The 16,516-nt window shown below is 64.1% G+C and carries 21 protein-coding genes; 10 read left to right on the top strand and 11 right to left on the bottom strand.

Annotated features, from left to right (window positions below):
* Positions 1–4 precede the first annotated feature (4 nt).
* The 3 genes from LPB04_RS12005 to LPB04_RS11995 all read left to right on the top strand — a co-directional run bounded on the left by LPB04_RS12005 (position 5) and on the right by LPB04_RS11995 (position 2,178).
* Positions 5–1,126 carry a ribosomal protein uL16 3-hydroxylase gene (locus LPB04_RS12005; protein ID WP_193684817.1) on the top strand — a complete coding sequence of 374 codons (1,122 nt, stop codon included), beginning with the start codon at positions 5–7 and terminating at the stop codon, positions 1,124–1,126.
* Between the two features lie 3 nt (positions 1,127–1,129).
* Positions 1,130–1,609, top strand: coding sequence for a DUF7931 domain-containing protein (locus LPB04_RS12000; RefSeq protein ID WP_193684816.1), 480 nt, complete (start codon positions 1,130–1,132; stop codon positions 1,607–1,609).
* Positions 1,610–1,875: 266 nt separating this feature from the next.
* Positions 1,876–2,178 carry a hypothetical protein gene (locus LPB04_RS11995; RefSeq protein WP_193684815.1) on the top strand — a complete coding sequence of 101 codons (303 nt, stop codon included), beginning with the start codon at positions 1,876–1,878 and terminating at the stop codon, positions 2,176–2,178.
* Positions 2,179–2,497: 319 nt separating this feature from the next.
* Here LPB04_RS11995 and bamC read toward each other — a convergent pair whose 3' ends face one another.
* From bamC to LPB04_RS11960, 7 genes are all read right to left on the bottom strand, one after another.
* Entirely contained in the window at positions 2,498–3,682 is a 1,185-nt protein-coding gene (gene bamC / locus LPB04_RS11990; protein WP_193684814.1) for an outer membrane protein assembly factor BamC, read from the bottom strand.
* Between the two features lie 43 nt (positions 3,683–3,725).
* Entirely contained in the window at positions 3,726–4,619 is an 894-nt protein-coding gene (gene dapA, locus LPB04_RS11985) for a 4-hydroxy-tetrahydrodipicolinate synthase (protein WP_193684813.1), read from the bottom strand.
* A 60-nt stretch (positions 4,620–4,679) separates the two neighbouring features.
* Positions 4,680–5,249 carry a class I SAM-dependent methyltransferase gene (locus tag LPB04_RS11980; protein ID WP_193684812.1) on the bottom strand — a complete coding sequence of 190 codons (570 nt, stop codon included), beginning with the start codon at positions 5,247–5,249 and terminating at the stop codon, positions 4,680–4,682.
* Complete coding sequence (locus LPB04_RS11975; protein WP_193684811.1) at positions 5,249–5,902, bottom strand: site-2 protease family protein; 654 nt, start codon at positions 5,900–5,902, stop codon at positions 5,249–5,251. Before LPB04_RS11975 ends, LPB04_RS11980 begins: the two co-directional genes overlap by 1 nt.
* Positions 5,903–5,970: 68 nt before the next feature.
* On the bottom strand, positions 5,971–6,594 hold the full coding sequence (locus LPB04_RS11970; protein WP_193684810.1) for an L-threonylcarbamoyladenylate synthase: 624 nt from the start codon (positions 6,592–6,594) through the stop codon (positions 5,971–5,973).
* Entirely contained in the window at positions 6,591–7,484 is an 894-nt protein-coding gene (gene htpX, locus LPB04_RS11965; RefSeq protein WP_193684809.1) for a protease HtpX, read from the bottom strand. The genes LPB04_RS11970 and htpX overlap by 4 nt, the downstream gene beginning before the upstream one ends.
* Positions 7,485–7,701: 217 nt before the next feature.
* Positions 7,702–8,535 (bottom strand): 3',5'-nucleoside bisphosphate phosphatase, encoded by an 834-nt coding sequence (locus LPB04_RS11960; protein WP_193684808.1) that lies wholly within the window; start codon positions 8,533–8,535, stop codon positions 7,702–7,704.
* On the opposite strand from LPB04_RS11960, the gene LPB04_RS11955 reads away from it, so the two are divergent.
* A complete protein-coding gene (locus LPB04_RS11955; RefSeq protein WP_307727145.1) occupies positions 8,534–9,052 on the top strand; it encodes a GFA family protein in 519 nt (172 codons plus the stop codon). The genes LPB04_RS11960 and LPB04_RS11955 overlap by 2 nt on opposite strands.
* 22 nt (positions 9,053–9,074) lie before the next feature.
* Here LPB04_RS11955 and LPB04_RS11950 read toward each other — a convergent pair whose 3' ends face one another.
* A complete protein-coding gene (locus LPB04_RS11950; RefSeq protein ID WP_193684807.1) occupies positions 9,075–9,953 on the bottom strand; it encodes an alpha/beta fold hydrolase in 879 nt (292 codons plus the stop codon).
* Positions 9,954–10,117: 164 nt separating this feature from the next.
* On the opposite strand from LPB04_RS11950, the gene LPB04_RS11945 reads away from it, so the two are divergent.
* The 3 genes from LPB04_RS11945 to LPB04_RS11935 are packed head-to-tail and all read left to right on the top strand — an operon-like array spanning position 10,118 to position 12,042.
* On the top strand, positions 10,118–10,642 hold the full coding sequence (locus LPB04_RS11945; protein ID WP_193684806.1) for a gamma carbonic anhydrase family protein: 525 nt from the start codon (positions 10,118–10,120) through the stop codon (positions 10,640–10,642).
* Between the two features lie 3 nt (positions 10,643–10,645).
* Positions 10,646–11,602 (top strand): Hsp33 family molecular chaperone HslO, encoded by a 957-nt coding sequence (hslO, locus tag LPB04_RS11940; protein WP_193684805.1) that lies wholly within the window; start codon positions 10,646–10,648, stop codon positions 11,600–11,602.
* Positions 11,603–11,616: 14 nt separating this feature from the next.
* Entirely contained in the window at positions 11,617–12,042 is a 426-nt protein-coding gene (locus tag LPB04_RS11935) for an acyl-CoA thioesterase (protein ID WP_227496382.1), read from the top strand.
* Here the strand turns inward: LPB04_RS11935 and LPB04_RS11930 are convergent.
* Positions 12,039–12,344 carry a hypothetical protein gene (locus tag LPB04_RS11930; protein ID WP_227496381.1) on the bottom strand — a complete coding sequence of 102 codons (306 nt, stop codon included), beginning with the start codon at positions 12,342–12,344 and terminating at the stop codon, positions 12,039–12,041. The genes LPB04_RS11935 and LPB04_RS11930 overlap by 4 nt on opposite strands.
* 195 nt (positions 12,345–12,539) lie before the next feature.
* Here LPB04_RS11930 and LPB04_RS11925 point away from each other — a divergent pair, with 195 nt between their 5' ends.
* A complete protein-coding gene (locus LPB04_RS11925; protein WP_193684804.1) occupies positions 12,540–13,046 on the top strand; it encodes a Dps family protein in 507 nt (168 codons plus the stop codon).
* A gap of 64 nt (positions 13,047–13,110) precedes the next feature.
* Here the strand turns inward: LPB04_RS11925 and LPB04_RS11920 are convergent, their stop codons facing one another.
* The gene (locus tag LPB04_RS11920; protein ID WP_193684803.1) at positions 13,111–13,533 is read right to left on the bottom strand and encodes a hypothetical protein; all 423 of its coding nucleotides are present in this window, start codon (positions 13,531–13,533) and stop codon (positions 13,111–13,113) included.
* A 270-nt stretch (positions 13,534–13,803) separates the two neighbouring features.
* Positions 13,804–15,447 carry a methyl-accepting chemotaxis protein gene (locus tag LPB04_RS11915; RefSeq protein ID WP_193684802.1) on the bottom strand — a complete coding sequence of 548 codons (1,644 nt, stop codon included), beginning with the start codon at positions 15,445–15,447 and terminating at the stop codon, positions 13,804–13,806.
* A 260-nt stretch (positions 15,448–15,707) separates the two neighbouring features.
* Here LPB04_RS11915 and LPB04_RS11910 point away from each other — a divergent pair, with 260 nt between their 5' ends.
* Both LPB04_RS11910 and LPB04_RS11905 read left to right on the top strand, forming a co-directional pair.
* Positions 15,708–16,175: an SRPBCC family protein gene (locus tag LPB04_RS11910; protein WP_193684801.1), complete on the top strand. Its 468-nt coding sequence runs from the start codon at positions 15,708–15,710 to the stop codon at positions 16,173–16,175.
* Complete coding sequence (locus tag LPB04_RS11905) at positions 16,162–16,515, top strand: ArsR/SmtB family transcription factor (protein ID WP_193684800.1); 354 nt, start codon at positions 16,162–16,164, stop codon at positions 16,513–16,515. The genes LPB04_RS11910 and LPB04_RS11905 overlap by 14 nt, the downstream gene beginning before the upstream one ends.
* Position 16,516: the final 1 nt, after the last annotated feature.

Below are 16,516 nucleotides of genomic sequence, written 5' to 3'. Positions count from 1 at the left end.
ATACATGAAAAAACTACAGCTATTAGGGAACATTACACCCGCCCAGTTCCTGCGCGATTACTGGCAGAAGAAGCCCCTCCTGATCCGCAACGCCATCCCCGGCTTCAAGCCCCTGCTCAAATTCGACAAGCTCGTCGAGGCCGCCGCCAGAAACCACGTCGAGTCGCGCCTGGTCACCATGGTCGACGGCCAGTGGGACATGCAGCACGGCCCGCTCACCGAACTGCCGCCACGCACCCAGCGCGAATGGACCATGCTGGTGCAGGGCGTGAACCTGCTCGACGAACGTGCCGACGCCCTCCTGCGCGAATTCCGCTTCCTGCCCGATGCGCGCCTGGACGACCTGATGGTCAGCTACGCGACGGACGGCGGCGGCGTCGGTCCGCACTTCGATTCCTACGACGTATTCCTGCTGCAGGCCCAGGGCAAGCGGCGCTGGAAGATCAGTGCCCAGCAGGACCTGTCGCTGGTCGAGGGCATGCCGCTGAAGATCCTGTCGAACTTTACCCCGGAAGAAGAATTTGTGCTGGAACCGGGCGACATGCTGTACCTGCCCCCACACTACGCCCACGACGGCATCGCCGAAGGCGAATGCATGACCTATTCGATCGGCTTCCGCTCGCCCTCCTTCCAGGAACTGGGCGAAGCCTTCCTGCAGTTCATGGCCGACTCGATCGACCTGCCCGGCCGCTATGCCGACCCGGAGCTGCAGCCGGCGAAGAACCCGGCCGAGATCCCGCGCGAGATGCTGGCCTCGGTGACCGAGGAACTGAACAAGGTGCGCTGGGACGAGGAAGACGTGACGGTCTTCTTCGGCGAATACATGTCCGAGCCGAAGCACAACGTGTTCTTCACCCCACCCGCGAAGCCGCTTACCGTCGGCCGCTTCATGGAGACGGCGGTAAAACGCGGCCTGAAACTGTCGGCGAAATCGCTGATGCTCTACCGCGGCAAGCACGTCTTCATCAACGGCGAGTCGTTCGCCGTGAGCCGTGCGGACAAGATTGTCCTCGACGTGCTGGCCAACGAACGGCGCCTGACGGGCGAGCAGCTGGCGCAGGCGTCGGACGACGTACTCGAGGCGCTCTATACCTGGTACGGCGACGGCTGGGTCGAACTCGGATAAACGATGGACGCGCCGCTGATTGCCCGCTTCGACACGCGCCGCGAGCTCGAGGCGCAGTGGCGCGCCCTGCTGGAGCGGGCGCAGGGCCGGCTCGACCTGTTCGATCCCGATTTCGCGGTCTATCCGCTGGGTGCGCCGGATGTGGAGACAAGGCTGCGCGCTTTTCTCCAGGCCGGCGGCATGCTGCGCCTGGCCTTGCACGACCCGGCGCATGTCGAACGTTCCTGCCCGCGTTTCCTGCGCGTGCTGCGCGATTACGGCCATCAGGTCGAATGCCGCCAAAGCCCGCGCTCGCTGCGCCACCTGAGCGATTCGTTCGCACTGGCCGACGGCCTGCATGTGGTGCGCCGCTTCCACTGCGACCACATGCGCGGCGAGGCTGCCTTCGATGCGCCGGTTTCCGTGGAGCTGCCCGCGCAGCGCTTCGACGCCCTATGGGACGAATCGCGTTCGACCCTCGCACCGAACGTCACCGGACTGTGAATTATGCTTAAATCAACACCTCAAGTCTTTTCTTGAAGTTTGTAGCATCTTGTAACAAAATGAAGCTTATTAATTCACAAAATACTTCCATTTTGGCATGTGTTTTCTATTGCGAAGCAGTAAATTTGGCTATAATATCGGGTTAGGAAGGTTCCGTTGTCTATCAAGCACTGTTACCAGTATGAAAGCCACGAGAATTCCAACGAGCGATAATTACCGGTAATTATTCATCGCAACAAAAGTACTCACTTAATTAAGGAAAAACCATGAAAAAATCCCTGCTGATCGTTTCCCTGATGGCTGTTGCCCTGGCTGCTTGCTCGAAGAAAGAAGAAGCTGCAACCACCACCCCAGCTGCTGTTGAAGCACCTGCTGCAACGACCACCACCACCACCACCACCGACGCAGCTGCTCCAGCCGCCGGCACCACCACCACCACCGACGCTGCTGCTACCACCCCAGCCGCTGACGCTGCTGCTGCTGCCGCCAACGCTTCGGCTGCTGCTTCGCAAGCCGCTTCGGCCGCTTCGACCGCTGCTGACGTCGCTGCTGACGCTGCCAAGAAGTAATCAGCTTTCTCTGATTTTGAAAACCGGCCTGCGGGCCGGTTTTTTTTCGCCCATAAATTTGCTGAAACCTGACGAAGCTGGCGCACCGTAGGGTGGGCTCTCGAGCCCACGCGTTCCGGCATATGCATAACGTGACGTGTGCGACAGCCCATGACGCGTGCTTACCGCTGCTGCGAATTGTGCGTTGCGCGACGCTACCACGCGTGGGCTCGGGCGCCCACCCTACGGTACACACCCAATACCGTCCCCGGCCACCTCCCGGCTGCACTGGCGTAAAAAAGCCGGCCACATGGGCCGGCTTTTCTGAAGCTGAAAACGATTACTTCAGCTCGTTATTCAGCAGCGTCAGGATCTTCGTCCCCGTCGCTGACGTATCCGCCTTGCCGGTATTGTCCTGCACCGTCACGGTGGAGACGCTCGCGTTCGGCTCGGCCTTGACGCTCACGCGGTAGCGCTGTGCTTCCTTGGCCTTGTCCGACTCGCCGAAGGTGAACAGGCGCTTGAAGAAACCATCCTTGTTCGAACCATCCGGATCGACATAGCGCACGAAATAGATGCCCTGCACGCGGTCGCGGTCTTCGACCGTGAAGCCGACGCGGTCGAGCGCCAGGCCGACGCGGCGCCAGGCGCGGTCGAAGCCTTCGTCGACTTCGACGCGGTCGCCAACCAGCCTGGCGTGCTGCGGCGCGACAGCCGCGTTCGCAACCGTCGTCTCGGCAGCCTTCACCGCGGCCGGCTCGGTGGCGCCGGTCAGGCGTGCGACCAGGCGCGCCAGGAACTGGGCTTCGAGGGCCGGATCGTTCGGACGCACGGTCCAGGTCGTCGTTTCCTTCTGGGCGCCGGTCAGCACTTCTTCGGCGCCGCGGTGGCTGATGTAAATCTCGGTCGAGCCGTCCGGCAGGCGCTCGAGGCGGGTGCGGAACTTGTCGCGCTCGCCGGTCGAGTAGGCGCGGTCGAACACGCGGCCGAGGGTGTTGCGCAGGAAGTCCTGCGGGATCTTCGAGCGATTCTCGTTCCAGTCCGTTTCCATGACGCCGGTCGCCTGCGACTCGGTCGCCAGCGTGAAGCCGGCATCCTGCCAGAACTGCTCCACCTGCGGCCACAGCTGCTCGGGGGTCTGCTTGACCACCAGCCAGCGCTGGTTGCCGGCGCGCTCGACGCGCACGGCATCGGTCGCGATCGGGCCGACGGTGGCGCCGCCGGCGACCGGCATGGCCGCTTGCGCCGGGGTTCCGGCGCTGCCCGCAGTGCCCTGCTGCATGCCGGATGCGGTGGCGATGCCGCGGCCGTCCGGCACGGCGTAACGATTGTCCTTTTGAAGCTGGGTCAGGTCCGGCGGCACGTCCAGCGGCGCCGCTTTCTTGGACGACTTGTAGTCCACCTTGTCGGATTCGAACACGGTGGTGCATGCCGCCATCGAGAGCGCCATCGCGCCTACGGCCAGCACGCGTACAGGCGTGGAAAGGTCCGCAAGCGGGCGAGTCTTCTTGTTGCTTTTAGTCATATCGTTACGATGTCAGATCGGTGAACCGGGACCCTTGCGGGCCTCAGGATTGCGAGGATTGCGGAACGAGTCCGGCGGCGCGCAAGGCGGCGCGGACGGTATCGTGGAAAGAGTCCGAGAGAGGCGCGAGCGGCAGGCGCAGGCCGGACGGCATCTTGCCCATCTCGGCCAGGGCCCACTTGACCGGCACCGGGTTCGGCTCGACGAACAGCTTGGCGTGCAGGTCGAGCACGCCGTTGTTGATCTCGATGGCACGCTTGACGTCGCCTGCCATGGCGGCGACGCACAGTTCGTGCATGGCGCGCGGCGCCACATTGGCCGTCACCGAGATATTGCCGGCGCCGCCGCAGAACATCAGGGTCATCGCGGTCGGATCGTCGCCCGAGTACACGGCGAACGATTTGTCGACCATGCGCAGCAGTTCGATGCCGCGGCCGATATTGCCGGTCGCATCCTTCACGCCGACGATGTTGTCGATCGTCGAGAGGCGGGCGATGGTTTCGTTGCTCATGTCGGCAACCGTACGGCCCGGCACGTTGTAGAGGATGACCGGCAGGTCGACCGCTTCGGCGATCGCCTTGAAGTGGCGGTACATGCCCTCTTGCGTCGGACGGTTGTAGTACGGCACCACCTGCAGCGAGGCGTCGGCGCCGACTTCCTTGGCGGCGCGCGTCAGCGAAATCGCTTCCGCGGTCGAGTTGCCGCCGCTGCCGGCAATCACGGGGATGCGGCCGCCGACGTGGTCGACGGTCAGCTTGATCAGTTCGACGTGCTCTTCCGGGGTGACGGTGGCGGATTCGCCTGTGGTGCCGACGATCACGATGCCGTCGGTGCCTTCGTCCACGTGCCAGTCGATCAATTTGCGCAGGCCATCCTTGTCGAGGCTGCCGTCTTCGAACATCGGCGTGACGATTGCTACAATGCTGCCCTTAATCATAATCAGTGGAACGTGCCGAAAAATAAAAATCTGATTGTAGCGGATCGTCCGCCAATATGGTTATTCCCGACCAACTAAATGGTCGAGCTTTACCTCGGTTTGCGGGAAGGCGAGCCCAGCCGCGCAGAGTCTCTGAACGCGCGCCGGCTTGGGTTCGTTGACGACGCCGTCCTCGAAGGCCAGCACCGCCAGGCCGTTTTCCTGCGCCAGCGCGAGCAATTCGCCCGGACGCAGCAGGAAGGCCGGATTCGACGGCTTGCCGAAGGCCTCATTGCCGAGCGCGAAGGTTTCATAGATCAGCACGCCGCCCGGCGCGAGGCTGTTCACCAGGTCCGCCATCAAAGGCCGGTGCAGGTAATTCGTGACGACGATGCCGGCGAAACGCCCGGCTTCGAAAGGCCACTGCGCGCCCTCCTGTTCCAGATCGACCTGCAGCGTCGCGATGCCGGGACCGGCGCTGGCCGCCAGCGCCTGCGGGTCGCGGTCGACCGCGATAACCGGGTGCCCCAGCGACGCGAACAGGCGCGCGTGGCGGCCGCTGCCGCAGGCCAGGTCGAGCACCTCGCCGGCCGGCACACTCCCTGCGAAGCGGCGCACCCAGGTGGACGGCTTGTCGGTCGGCGCGTGCATCAGGTCAGCAGCATGGTGATGGGCGAAGCGATCAGCTTCACGGCCTGGCCGCCGAGCCACATCACCGGCTGCACCCAGAAGGACAGCACGTTGAAGTACAGCAGCGCCAGCAGGATGAAGAAGCCATAGGGCTCGAGCTTCGCGAATTTGAAGGCGAGGCGGTGCGGCAGCATGCTGGTGAGCACGCGGCCGCCGTCGAGCGGGGGCAGCGGGAACAGGTTGAAGGCGAAGATCAGCAGATTCGTCACGATGCCGGCCTGCGCCACCTTGTGCGGGAATTCCTCGCCCACGTTGGTCGCCACCAGCACGACGGCCAGGATCAGCCACAACAGCGCCATGATGAAATTGGCCAGGGGACCGGCCAGCGCCACCCAGGCCATGTCGCGCTTCGGATTGCGCAGGTTGCCGAACTGGACCGGCACCGGCTTGGCATAGCCGAACACGAAGCCCGAGGTCAGATACAGCGCAATCGGGATGATGATGGTGCCGAACAGGTCGACGTGCGACAGGGGATTGAGGGTCATGCGGCCCTGCGCATAGGCCGTGTTGTCGCCGAAATAGCGGGCGGCATAGGCGTGGGCGGCTTCGTGCAGGGTAATCGCGAAAAGAACGGGCAGCGCAAAGACTGCGATGTTGCGAATGATTTCATCCATAGGGGAAGGATTCTAGCAGAGCCGGGCGCGACGGGCCGGCTCCGCGGGACGGGCCTGCTTTGATTTGTTTATAGGCCGAAAGCGGCGGGGTCGCCCCTGCCCTGGCGTACGAGTTCGGGTTCGGAACCGGTGAGGTCGATGATCGTCGTCGGTTCCAGCGTACCGGCCCCGCCGTCGATCACCAGGTCGATCTGCTTTTCCAGGCGCTCGCGCACCTCGTCCGGATCGGACAGCATGTGCTCGTCGCCCGGCAGTTGCAAGGTGGTGCCGATCAGCGGCTCGCCCAGTTCCTCGAGCAGGGCCAGCGTAATCAGGTTTTCCGGCACGCGCAGGCCGATCGTCTTGCGCGAAGGGTGAGACAGGCGGCGCGGCACTTCGCGCGTCGCTTCCAGGATGACGGTGTAGGGGCCGGGCATGGTGGCCTTCAGCAGCCGGTACTGGACATTGTCGACGCGCGCGTACTGGGCGATTTCCGACAGGTCGCGGCAGAGCATCGTCAGGTGGTGCTTGTCGTCGATGCCGCGCACGCGGCGCAGCTTTTCGACGGCCGCCTTGTCGTCGAGCTGGCAGACCAGCGCATAGGCCGAATCGGTCGGCAGCGCGACCACGCCGCCGGAACGGATGATCTGCGCCGCCTGTGCGATCAGGCGCTTCTGGGGATTCTCGGGATGGATCTGAAAGAACTGGCTCATCGCGCACCGCCCTGGCGCAGCGCCTGCAGGGCCGCGATCCGTTCTTCCATCGGCGGGTGGGTCGAGAACAGCGCACCCCAGCCGCCACCGCCGCCGGAAATGCCGGAAGCGCTCATCGACGAAGGCAAGGCCCCCGGATGCAGGCCGCCCAGGCGGGCCAGCGCGTTCTGCATCGGCACCGCGCTGCCCAGCAGGTTCGCCGAACCCGCGTCGGCGCGGAATTCGCGCTGGCGCGAGAACCAGGCCACGATGATGGACGCCACCAGGCCGAACACGATTTCGCAGACGAAGACGGTGACCATGTAGCCGATGCCGGGACCGCGGTCGTCGTTCCCGCGCAGCAGCACCTTGTCAACGAAGAAGCCGACCACGCGCGCCAGGAACACGACGAAGGTGTTCACCACGCCCTGGATCAGGGTGAGTGTCACCATGTCGCCGTTGGCGATGTGCGCCACCTCATGGCCGAGCACCGCTTCGACTTCGTCGCGGTTCATGCCTTGCAGCAGGCCGGTGGAGACAGCCACCAAAGCCGAATTCTTGAAGGCGCCCGTGGCAAACGCGTTCGGCTCGCCCTCATACACGGCCACCTCCGGCATGCCGATGCCTGCGCGCTCGGCCAGCTGGCGCACGGTGTTCACGAGCCAGAGCTCGGTCGAATTGGCCGGCTGGTCGATGACGCGCGCGCCGGTCGACCACTTGGCCATCGGCTTGCTCATCAGGAGCGAGATGATCGAGCCGGTAAAGCCCACGACCAGCGAGAACACGGCGAGCGCGCCGACATTGATTCCTTCCGCGCTCACCGCACGTCCAACCCCCAGCAGGTTCAGGACGACCGTCAGCACCAGCACAACCGCGAGGTTGGTGGCGAGGAATAAAACAATGCGCTTCATTGGGGGTGCCTCCCGGGCAGGAATACATTAACAGGCTGCCAAGATAAGGCTGCGCCAGGGAAAATTCAAGGGCAGAGGCTTATGGCTGGCTTAAAGGCCGTAGGGTGGGCGGCTGTGCCGCCCACGCGCTGATCGTCATCGGCTCCGATTTCGGGCGCGATGATCTCGCTGCCAACAATCACCGCGTGGGCGGAAGACCCGCCCACCCTACGCACATTCAGAACCAGTCGTGCCACACGGGTGTCACGCTGGACGGCAGCGGCGGCAGCGCATCGAACTCCACCCGCGCCTCGCCCGGCGCATGAAAATCTGTCCCGCGCGATGCGAGAAAACCATACCGCCGCGCCACTTCGGCATAGGTCGCATACTGGTCCGGCGTATGGCTGCCGGTGACCACCTCGATCGCATTCCCGCCGAGCTGACGGAATTCGTCGAACAGCGCGTCCTCGCCCGTCTGCGTGAACTTGTAGCGCCCGGGATGCGCAATCACGGGAATGCCGCCCGCGCTGCGAATCCAGCCCATCGCCTCGGGCAAGGAAGCCCAGCGGTGCGGCACATAGCCGGGCTTGCCTTCGGTGAGGAAACGCTTGAACACCTCGGTCGTCGTCGCGCACTTGCCGCATTCGACCAGGTAGCGCGCGAAATGGGTGCGCGAGAGCAGGTCCGGGTTGCCGACGAATTTCAGGGCGCCTTCCCAGGCATCGGGAATGCCGGCCTCCTCCAGCTGGGCGGCAATTTCTCGTCCGCGCGCGTCGCGCCCGCTGCGGGTCTTCACGAGGCCCGCCAGCAGGTCCGGATTGTCCTCGTCGATCTGCAGGCCGACCACGTGGATGGTCTGGTTGGCCCAGGTCACGGAAATTTCGACGCCCGGCACGAAGCGCATGCCCTGCTCGCCTGCGGCGGCGCGCGCGAGCTTGATGCCGCCGACCTCATCGTGGTCGGTCAGCGCCCAGGCATCGACCCCGCCCTTGCGTGCATAGGCGGCCACGGCGCCAGGGGCGAGGACGCCGTCGGAGACATTCGAATGGCAGTGGAGATCGACTTTCAACATGATGCGGACCGCTTTTCTGGACGAGCAAACATTGTACGCCGCATTGCGCGACCGGGCGGCGCGGTCCGTTTGCAGGGCCGGCAATGGTAGAGTTGGCGTTTGTTCAGGAGACGAAAAAATGAAGACTGTCCACGGCAGCTGCCACTGCGGCGCGGTACGTTACGAAGCCGATCTCGACATCAAAGCCGGCACCATCAAATGCAATTGCTCGATCTGCACGAAGATGCGCTTCTGGGGGGTGCAGGTGCCGAGCGCGGCGTTCAGGCTGCTGGCAGGGGCCGATGCCCTGAGCGAATACCGTTTTCATTTGAAACGGGACGGCCACTGTTTTTGCCGGCACTGCGGGATCAACGTGTTCTCGACCGGGCACTCGCCACGGCTGGGCGCCTTCCACGCGGTGACGGTGGCGAGCCTGGACGATGTGCCGGTGGAGGAGTTGCTCGCTGCGCCGGTGCGGTATGTCGACGGGCGCAATGACGAGTGGGAGAGTCCGCCAAAAGAAATCCGCCATTTGTAAGCGAACGCCCGCCCACCCTGCGTCACTTGTTCAAAAACGCCTCGATCAGCTCCGCCAATACCGCCGGCTGATCGTGGTGCACCATATGCCCGGCATCGGCCACGATATGCGGCTCGACCGAGGCCATATGGGCCAGGCGCCGGTCCACTTCGGCGCGCATCTCGTGCTCCGGCCCCATCCAGCGCCACATCTCCGTCTGCGCCGCCTCGATCCACAGCACCGGCGCCGCGATCCGCTTCCACATCGCGATCATTTCGTCGAGATGATACAGCAGCGGCCCGCTCATCTTGTGCGCCGGGTCGCCCAGGATGGCGTACTCCCCCGCATCGTTCGGCGCCGACCAGTGTTCGGCCAGGAAAGCGGCGCGCTCATGCGGCAGGCGCGGATTGGTCTTCTGCAGGCGCCCCGCCACCTCGGCCAGGCTGGCATACGCGCGCATCACGGGCGGATTGCGCAATTCGTCCAGCCATTTCGCCATTCGCTTGGGCGCCTGTTCCGGCTTCGCGCCCATCAGGCCGATGCCTTCCAGGTTGATCAGCTTCTTCACGCGCTCGGGCCGCACGCCGGCATACATGCTGACGACATTGCCGCCCATGCTGTGTCCCAGCAGGTTGACCGGCTCGTCTGGCGAGTAGTGCTCGAGCAGGGCATCGAGGTCGGCCACGTAATCGGGGAACCAGTAGGTGTCCGAATGCGAACGCTCGGACAGGCCGAAGCCGCGCCAGTCGTTGGCAATCACGTGCCAGTCTTCTTTCAAATGGTCGACCACGAACTGGAAGGAGGCCGACATATCCATCCAGCCATGCGACATGAACAGTTTCGGCGCGCCCTCGCGGCCCCAGTGGCGCACATGGGTGCGCAGGCCGCGGATGGTCAGGAATTCGGAACGGGATGGCTGCATTGGAAATTCTCGGAAGAAAAAAGTACGGTCGTGCAGATTATACGCATGCCGTTGAATTCCTGCCCGTCATCCCCATTTGCCCGTGATCGGCGAAAAACGCGGCAGCGTGAAGCGGACAGGAGGGCGTAAAATAGCGTCATTTCAACCCTTCCGCGAGCACATCCATGGCGATTTACCAGCTGGGCGAGCAGTCGCCCGAGATCGATGCGTCGGCCTTCGTGGCCGATTCGGCCAACCTGATCGGCAAAGTGACCCTGGAGGCGAATGCCTCGGTATGGTTCGGCGTCACGATTCGCGGCGACAACGAGCGCATCACGATCGGTGAAAACAGCAATGTCCAGGAAGGCACGGTGATGCACACCGACATGGGCTACCCGCTCGTGATCGGCAAGGGCGTCACCATCGGCCACCAGGCGATGCTGCATGGCTGCACGGTGGGCGACGGTTCGCTCATCGGCATCCAGGCCGTGATCCTGAACGGCGCGAAGATCGGCAAAGGCTGCCTGGTCGGCGCCGGTGCCCTGGTTACCGAAGGAAAAGAGTTCCCGGATAACTCGCTGATATTGGGTTCGCCTGCGAAAGTGGTGCGGACGCTCACGGAAGAAGACCTGCTGCGCCTGCAAGCCAACGCCGCCAGTTACGTGGCGCGCGGCCAGTTGTTCAAGGCGCAGCTCAAGCACATCGGATAGACAATGACGACAACGGACACCAAGGACACCCTGCAGAAATTCATCTTCGACAACGCCGCCGTGCGCGGCGAGCTGGTCGAGATTTCCGACACCTGGCGCGAGATCCAGGCGCGCCACGGCTACCCGAAAGCCGTGCGCTCGATGCTGGGCGAGATGGTGGCCGCCGCTGCCCTGCTGTCGGCCAACCTGAAATTCAACGGCTCGATCGTGATGCAGATCCACGGCGACGGTCCGGTGCGCCTGCTGGTGGTCGAGTGCGATGCCGACCTGCGTATCCGCGCCACGGCCAAGCTGGCGCCGGACGCGGACATCGCCGACGAAGCCACCTTGAGCGACCTGCTCAACGTGAACCGCCGCGGCCGTTTCGTCATCACCCTCGACCCGCTCGAGAAGATGCCGGGCCAGCAGCCCTACCAGGGCATCGTGCCGCTCGACGGCGAGAGCGTCGCGACCGTCATCGAAAACTACATGCTGCGCTCGGAACAGATGGACACGAAATTGTGGCTGGCGGCCGACGACAAGGTCTCGCGCGGCCTGCTGCTGCAGAAGCTGCCGCGCCACAGCGGCAAGGACGACCAGACGAAACAGGCCACCGAAGAGGAAGACCTCGAGACCTGGAACCGCGCCGTGGTACTGGGCAGCACGCTGAAGCAGGAAGAACTGCTGAGCACCGATATCGAGACCCTGCTCAACCGCCTGTTCTGGGAAGAGACGATTCGCGTCTTCGATCCGCAGCACCCGCAGTTCCACTGCAGCTGCACCCGCGAGAAGGTCGGCAACATGCTGAAAATGCTGGGCCAGCCGGAAGTCGAATCGGCCCTGGCCGACCTGGGCGAGCTCGGTATCAACTGCGATTTCTGCGGCAAGCACTACGCCTTCGACAAGGTCGATTGCGCCCAGCTGTTCGCTACTGCCACCACGGCCGACGCCCTGGTGCCGCCTGGTGAAATCAAGCACTAAGAGGATCCCTGACGATGCGCGACACGCCCCGCTCCGCCTTCCCCCACCTGCTCGCGCTACCGACGCGCTGGATGGACAACGACAGCTACGGGCATGTCAACAACGTCAACTACTACAGCTTCTTCGACACCGCGGTCAATCGTTACCTGATCGACCGCGGCGTTCTCGACATCCACAGCGACGACATCGTCGGCTTCGTGGTCGAAACAAGCTGCTCCTACTTCAGTTCGATCTCCTTCCCCGACCTGATCCACGTCGGCGTGCGCGTGGCCAAGCTCGGCAATTCGAGCGTGCGCTACGAACTGGCCCTGTTCCGCAACGACGAGGCCTTGCCCTCGGCGGCCGGGCATTTCGTGCACGTGTATGTGGACCGGCGCAGCAATCAATCGGTGCCGATTCCGCCACGGGTGCGCGAGGTGCTGGCGAGCCTGGCTGCCTAAGTTCGCAGGTGCGCGATTTCCACTGAGCCCTTCTCGTCGAAAATCGGAGAAGACTGCGCCAGCCGGACCGCCGCGTCGAAGTCAGCGGCCGCGATGATGCAATAGCCGGACAAGGCGCTGCTGCTCAGCTTGGGGCCGACCAGCCGGGTCGCCACCTCCACACTGCCATGGCTGAGCGCGCCCCGGTCGACCAGGGCCGGACCCAGCTCGCTGAACCAGGCATCCCAGCGTGCGGGCACGTGCTGCGGCCCTTCCGCTTCCCCGATGGTCGCCCCTCGAAACACGATCAGAAATCTGTCCATGCCGTCTCCTCTGCGCTCCAGTAGTGTGCCTGCACCCGACCGTAACACAGGCCATCTGATGGTGACGCACGGAGCGATGTCCCGGGATTGAAACGGGGCAGCCGGTCAACCGATCCTCCGTCCGGTGCTAAGCTTGTTGCATTGTTAGCAGTGTTGCAGTTTCCGCAAACGCTGCCCCACCACAGGAGAACCGCAATGCATATGGATACCGGAATCAACACCGAAGACCGCGCCAAGATCGTCGAGTCGCTCTCGACCGTCCTGGGGGATGCCTTCATGCTCTACCTGAAAACGCACAACTTCCACTGGAACGTGACGGGGCCGATGTTCTCGACCCTGCACGTGATGTTCGAGGAGCAGTACACCGAGCAGTGGAACGCCCTCGACGACATCGCCGAGCGCATCCGCGCGCTGGGCCACTTCGCGCCGGCCACCTCGCGGCGCTATACCGAGCTGTCGAGTATCAAGGAGGAGCCGGACGTGCTGTCGGCCAAGGAAATGATCCGCCAGCTGGTCGACGGCAACGAAATCCTGGTCCGCACCTTGCGCGCAGGCGTGAAGGTGGCCGACGAGCTCGACGACTTCCCGACCGCCGACATGCTGACCACCCGCATGGAAGTGCATGAGAAGAACGCGTGGATGCTGCGCTCCTTCCTGGAGCAGGGTGCGGGATCGATGCAGGGAGATGCGTCGTCGGAGTAAGCGGCTGCCGTCCGCATTGAACGACAACGCCAACCCGCGCCGGTTGGCGTTGTCGTGTGCGCCCTCAGCGCTGTGCCATCCTTGAAGAGATCACCACCACCTGGGCCAGGCGGCGGTCCGGCACATAGCTCATCGTCATGTCGTCCCCGTACTCGCCCTGGTTGAACTGCATGGTGACGCTGCCGTCGCGCGAGACGAATTTGTCCCCGGAGACGGCGCGCAGGCGCATCGGCTTCTGGTCGTCGATGCGCGCGTCGATGTAGCGCGAAGACGTCTGCACTTTCATGTGCCAGCCGTTCGACATCGCATACGACCCGCTGATCTGGCTGGCCTTGTCTTCCGTGATGAAGGCGGCCGGACCGGGGGCGCTCACCTGCACGCTCGGTCCCGACTCGGCGTCGGGCTGTGGATAGGGCATGGTCCGGGCCGAAGCGCTACAGGCCAGCACGAACAGGGTTGCAGGAAACAGGAAAGAGATGGGACGCATGATTGTTCCTTTACGAAGCGGAATAGGCGTTCGGGAAGGACTGCGCGCCTTGCGTACATCCCCTCCCTCGGAATACCGCGATACGGTCTGAACGGATCGCGGATAGCCCAGTCTAGAGCAGCGCTTGCTGACAAAAAAGCACTACACGCTCGGTATCACGAAACAATCTCACTTCGTTTGAAGCCAGATTCTGACGAAATGAATCGCAAATTGGCATGCATATTTCAATTTTCGAATCATGAGGGGTCGAATCTGCCCCCCATCCCTGCCTCAGGCGGTTGCGGCGGAGGCGTGCGCCAGGGCCTGGCGCCCGCGCGGCGCCGGCTGGGTGCCGGAGTGCCGTGCGCCCTGCTGCGCAGGCTGAGCCGCGAGGCGGAAGTGCGACACCAGCTGTTCCAGGTGCGCCGACTGGTCCTGCATGCTGGCCGCCGCCGCGGCGGCTTCTTCGACCAGGGCCGCGTTCTGCTGGGTGGTCTGGTCCATCTGCAGGATCGCTTCGTTGACCTGGTCGATGCCGATGCTCTGCTCGCGGCTGGCGGCCGTGATCTCGGCCATGATGGCGGTCACGCGGGCCACGCTGGCCACGACCTCGCCGATGGTGGCGCCGGCCTGTTGCACCAGCGACGTCCCGGTGTTGACCTGGGCGACTGAGTCGCCGATCAGCCCCTTGATTTCCTTGGCGGCGGTGGCCGAGCGCTGCGCCAGGTTGCGCACTTCGCTGGCGACCACGGCAAAGCCGCGGCCCTGCTCGCCGGCCCGCGCCGCCTCCACGGCGGCATTCAGCGCCAGGATATTGGTCTGGAAGGCGATGCCGTCGATGACGCCGATGATGTCGACGATCTTGCGCGACGCGGTATCGATCGCGCCCATCGTGTCGACCACCTGGCCGACGATCTGGCCGCCGCGCACGGCGACGGTCGAGGCATCCTGGGCCAGCCGGTTCGCCTGCGTGGCGCTCTCGGCGTTCTGGCGCACGGTCGAGGTCAGTTCTTCCATCGAGGACGCGGTTTCCTCGAGCGCGCCCGCCTGCTGCTCGGTGCGGGCGGACAAGTCGAGGTTGCCGCTGGCGATCTCGGTCGAGGCGCCGGCGATCGCGCGGGTCCCGTGCTGCACTTCGGACACGACCTTGGCCAGGCCGTCGTTCATCGTGTGCAGGGCGCCCATCAGGTCGCCGACTTCATCGCGGCGCCGGCTGTCGAACTCGCCGCTCAGGTCGCCGCCGGCGACGGCTTCGGCGACCCGCACGGCATCCTTCAGCGGACGGGTAATCGAGCGCGTGATGGCCACGGCGGCCAGGGCGCCGAGTACCAGCATCAGGCCGTTGAGCAGCAGCGACAGGCGCGCGCGGTGTTCGAAGTCGGCGCGGATCGCGACCGTCATGCGGTCGATCGTCTGCCGCTGCAAGGCCAGCAGGTCCTGCAGCGCGGCCGAATAGGCCTGGGCGGCAGGATCGAAGCCCTCCGTGTACAGGCGCTCGGCGGCGGCGGCGTCGCCCGCTTTCTTCGCGTCCATCACCTGCACTTTCAAGGCCTGGTATTTGGCGCGCAGCGACTTGACCGTCGCCAGCTTCGCCTTTTCTTCCTCGGAAGTCAGCAGCGGCTCGATCTGCTTGATCAGTTCAGTGGAGGTGGTCACGCTGTCGGCAATGGTCTTGGCGAACACGGTGCTCAGGGTGGTGTCGGTACTGCGCGCGATCAGCGAAGTGCGGGCGATCGCAGAATATGTCATCGTGTTCCAGCTCGAGACCAGGCGCTCCTTGGTCAGCGGCACGGCCATCATCTCTTCGGTAGCCTGGGCGCCGGCACGCGCTGCGAACAGGGCGGACGCGGTGGCAATCGTGGCGAGTATCAGGATCAGTGCGAACGCAAGGGTAAGCCGGGTGCCGATACGCATGTTATTGAAAAAGTGATTCATGGGTCAGTCGTCTCTTTCTTGATTTCTTATAAAAACTTGCCATTGATTACCGCTGTAGGACTGGTCTTACGCAAATAAATATACCTTGGGGTGGAAGGAGAAGTCGATCAAATATCGTTTCTGAAAGGAAATTGTTACATGAAGTTGCTCGCTTGCAACAGAGCGCCCGAGGTTTTATGCGATGCGCATGTTCTTGCGCTCCGCATCAAATCATGCAACCATCCGGTTGCATTACTACCCAAATCAACAGGAGACCCGTGATGGACACGACCAGCCCCACTGACCGCATCGAACGCAGCATTGTGATCAAGGCGCCGCGCGCGCGCGTCTGGCGCGCCCTCGCCGACGCCGCCGAATTCGGCAGCTGGTTCGGCGTGAAGCTGGAAGAGGAGGCCTTCGTGGCCGGCCGGCCGGTGCGCGGGTACATCACCCACCCCGGCTATGAGCACCTGCGTTTCGAAGCCCGGGTCGAGCGCGTCGAGCCGGAGCAATTGCTGTCGTTTTACTGGCACCCGTATGCGATCGATCCCGCGGCCGACTACACGCAGGAAGAGCCGACGCTGGTGAGCTTCACCCTGGAGGACGGTCCGGAGAACGGCACCCGGCTTACCGTCGTCGAATCCGGTTTCGACAAGCTGCCGCCGCAACGCCGCGACGAGGCCTTCCGCATGAACGGCGCGGGCTGGGATGCGCAGGTGATCAACATCGCGCGCCATGTTGCCGGCTGAGAGGGAGCAAAAGGGCCTGGCCGAGGTGTTCGCGGCGCTGGGCGATCCGACCCGGCTGCAGCTTGTTTCCCTGCTCTGTGCCGGCGGCTTGCTGTCGATCGCCCAACTCAGCGCCGGTACGGCCATCACCCGCCAGGGCGTGACCAAGCACCTTCAGGTACTGGCCGAGGCCGGCCTGGTGCGCGACCAGAAATGCGGACGCGAGCGGCGCTGGCAGCTCGCCCCCGAGCGTATCGACGAGGCGCGGCGTAGCCTGGACGCCATCGGCCGCCAGTGGGAGCGCGCGCTCGGACGGCTCAAGGCCTTCGTGGAAGCGGACAGCCCGGACGGGTCCGCCTGAC

The sequence above is a fragment of the Massilia litorea genome (assembly GCF_015101885.1).
Classification (GTDB): Bacteria; Pseudomonadota; Gammaproteobacteria; order Burkholderiales; family Burkholderiaceae_D; genus Telluria; species Telluria litorea.
Note: the sequence above shows the minus strand (reverse complement) of the source record. Positions and strands in the feature narration are given on the sequence as shown.

Bases quoted from the DNA above. Each gene is read 5' to 3' on its own strand.
- dapA (WP_193684813.1), bottom strand. From the start codon at position 4,619: ATGATTAAGGGCAGCATTGTAGCAATCGTCACGCCGATGTTCGAAGAC.
- LPB04_RS11925 (WP_193684804.1), top strand. From the start codon at position 12,540: ATGCATATGGATACCGGAATCAACACCGAAGACCGCGCCAAGATCGTC.
- LPB04_RS11910 (WP_193684801.1), top strand. From the start codon at position 15,708: ATGGACACGACCAGCCCCACTGACCGCATCGAACGCAGCATTGTGATC.
- htpX (WP_193684809.1), bottom strand. From the start codon at position 7,484: ATGAAGCGCATTGTTTTATTCCTCGCCACCAACCTCGCGGTTGTGCTG.
- LPB04_RS11935 (WP_227496382.1), top strand. From the start codon at position 11,617: ATGCGCGACACGCCCCGCTCCGCCTTCCCCCACCTGCTCGCGCTACCG.
- LPB04_RS11995 (WP_193684815.1), top strand. From the start codon at position 1,876: ATGAAAAAATCCCTGCTGATCGTTTCCCTGATGGCTGTTGCCCTGGCT.
- bamC (WP_193684814.1), bottom strand. From the start codon at position 3,682: ATGACTAAAAGCAACAAGAAGACTCGCCCGCTTGCGGACCTTTCCACG.
- LPB04_RS11920 (WP_193684803.1), bottom strand. From the start codon at position 13,533: ATGCGTCCCATCTCTTTCCTGTTTCCTGCAACCCTGTTCGTGCTGGCC.
- LPB04_RS11945 (WP_193684806.1), top strand. From the start codon at position 10,118: ATGGCGATTTACCAGCTGGGCGAGCAGTCGCCCGAGATCGATGCGTCG.
- LPB04_RS11960 (WP_193684808.1), bottom strand. From the start codon at position 8,535: ATGTTGAAAGTCGATCTCCACTGCCATTCGAATGTCTCCGACGGCGTC.
- LPB04_RS11905 (WP_193684800.1), top strand. From the start codon at position 16,162: ATGTTGCCGGCTGAGAGGGAGCAAAAGGGCCTGGCCGAGGTGTTCGCG.
- LPB04_RS11980 (WP_193684812.1), bottom strand. From the start codon at position 5,249: ATGCACGCGCCGACCGACAAGCCGTCCACCTGGGTGCGCCGCTTCGCA.
- LPB04_RS11975 (WP_193684811.1), bottom strand. From the start codon at position 5,902: ATGGATGAAATCATTCGCAACATCGCAGTCTTTGCGCTGCCCGTTCTT.
- LPB04_RS11915 (WP_193684802.1), bottom strand. From the start codon at position 15,447: ATGAATCACTTTTTCAATAACATGCGTATCGGCACCCGGCTTACCCTT.
- LPB04_RS12005 (WP_193684817.1), top strand. From the start codon at position 5: ATGAAAAAACTACAGCTATTAGGGAACATTACACCCGCCCAGTTCCTG.
- LPB04_RS11950 (WP_193684807.1), bottom strand. From the start codon at position 9,953: ATGCAGCCATCCCGTTCCGAATTCCTGACCATCCGCGGCCTGCGCACC.
- LPB04_RS11930 (WP_227496381.1), bottom strand. From the start codon at position 12,344: ATGGACAGATTTCTGATCGTGTTTCGAGGGGCGACCATCGGGGAAGCG.
- LPB04_RS11970 (WP_193684810.1), bottom strand. From the start codon at position 6,594: ATGAGCCAGTTCTTTCAGATCCATCCCGAGAATCCCCAGAAGCGCCTG.
- hslO (WP_193684805.1), top strand. From the start codon at position 10,646: ATGACGACAACGGACACCAAGGACACCCTGCAGAAATTCATCTTCGAC.
- LPB04_RS11955 (WP_307727145.1), top strand. From the start codon at position 8,534: ATGATGCGGACCGCTTTTCTGGACGAGCAAACATTGTACGCCGCATTG.
- LPB04_RS12000 (WP_193684816.1), top strand. From the start codon at position 1,130: ATGGACGCGCCGCTGATTGCCCGCTTCGACACGCGCCGCGAGCTCGAG.